Below are 1,382 nucleotides of genomic sequence, written 5' to 3'. Positions count from 1 at the left end.
TTCGACCACCGCTCCAACGCCCCGTAACTCAACTCCACATCACCGAACACCACCGCAACCCGATCCGGAAACGCACGAGCCCGCTCCGAGAACAGAGCGTGCATGGGCTCGGGACGCGATGCCTGATCCTTGATCTGCCGCAGCCTGAGACGCAGCATCGCCTGCTGCTCGGCCGAGAGGTTCTCAAGCTGAGGAAGCAGTTCACTCATGATCGTCACTCGTCTCGGTAGCCGGTGAAGCGGTCTGAATCCGGTCCTGGAGATCGCTCTGCGACAGCGACCGGACCTCTGCCACGAGTTGTTCCAGGAGCGCGCGCTCAGCGTCGTCGCTGATCCCTGCCGCATAGGCCGACAGGTCGAAGTCGTCTGCGGTCGGGGCCTGTTCGCTCTGATGGAGCACCTGTCGCCTCTCCTCGTCCGTGAGGACGGTGATGCCGCTCAGGCGCATCTGCGGGTTCTGGGCGATCTGGCCGCAGATGCCGCGAAGGTGGCCGGTCATTCGCTCGACGGCGTCGCGTTCGAAGCGCGCGGTGTCGTACTGCACGGTGATGCGGAGCCGGTCCTCGGGAACACTCGCCACCAGCCCGATGGCGTAGTTGACGCGTTCCTCGGAGCGGGTGAGGGCGATGCGCAGGGCACCGGCCTCCTTCTCCACCGGGTAGTTCTCGAAGACGAAAAGGCTGTCGAAGAGTGGTACACCGGCCGGCAGACCGCTCCATTGCTGGACCTTGCCCAGAGGGCTGTACTCGTACTGGCGCATGCTCAGGTTCTGCTGCTGGAGGTCCTGGAGCCAGTCGACGACGGTGCTGTCCGCAGGCAGCCCCACCCGGAGCGGGAGCGTGTTGATGAAGAGACCGACCGTGCCCTCGACGCCTGCCACGTCGGCCGGGCGCCCGGAGACCACGGTGCCGAACACGATGTCGTCGGCCTCGGTGTAACGGCCGAGCAGCAGGGCCCAGCAGCCCTGGAGCAAGGTGTTGAGGGTGAGCCGGTTGGCCGCGGCCAGCGCGTGCAGCTGTGCGGTCTCCTGGGCCCCGAAGAGCACGTCCGTCTCGGCGTGGCCGGCGGTGCCGGGGGCCGCCGCAGGCGTGTACCTCTCGATGGAGAGCGGGACCGCTCCCTCGACACCGTGCAGGGTGTCGCGCCAGTACCGTTCGGCCTGTTCGAGGTCCTGTTCCTGGAGCCAGGAGACATAGTCACGGTAAGGCCGCGCGGGCGTCCGCTCCAGGCTCCGCCCCGAGGTGAGGGCGCCGTACCACTCGGTCACGTCGCGCAGGACGAGTCCGAGGCTCCAGCCGTCCAGGATGGTGTGGTGCGCGGACCAGACCAGCTCGTGGCGGTCGTCGGCGACGCGGGCCAGGAGCATCCGCCACTGCGGGGCGT

General features: G+C 67.7%; 2 protein-coding genes. Both read right to left on the bottom strand.

Features of this window, described 5'->3' with window-relative positions; genetic code table 11:
• Positions 1 to 209: hypothetical protein (locus ABZY45_RS35055; RefSeq protein ID WP_356746304.1), on the bottom strand; the 209-nt coding region annotated here is incomplete at its 3' end.
• Positions 202 to 1,382, bottom strand: a 1,181-nt coding sequence (locus ABZY45_RS35050; RefSeq protein ID WP_356746303.1) for a condensation domain-containing protein, incomplete at its 5' end; no start/stop codon positions are given. The genes ABZY45_RS35055 and ABZY45_RS35050, both read right to left, overlap by 8 nt.

The sequence above is a fragment of the Streptomyces sp. NPDC006516 genome (assembly GCF_040611875.1).
Taxonomy (GTDB): Bacteria; Actinomycetota; Actinomycetes; order Streptomycetales; family Streptomycetaceae; genus Streptomyces.
The sequence above is the reverse complement of the archived record's forward strand: the minus strand, read 5'-3'. Positions and strand labels throughout refer to the sequence as shown.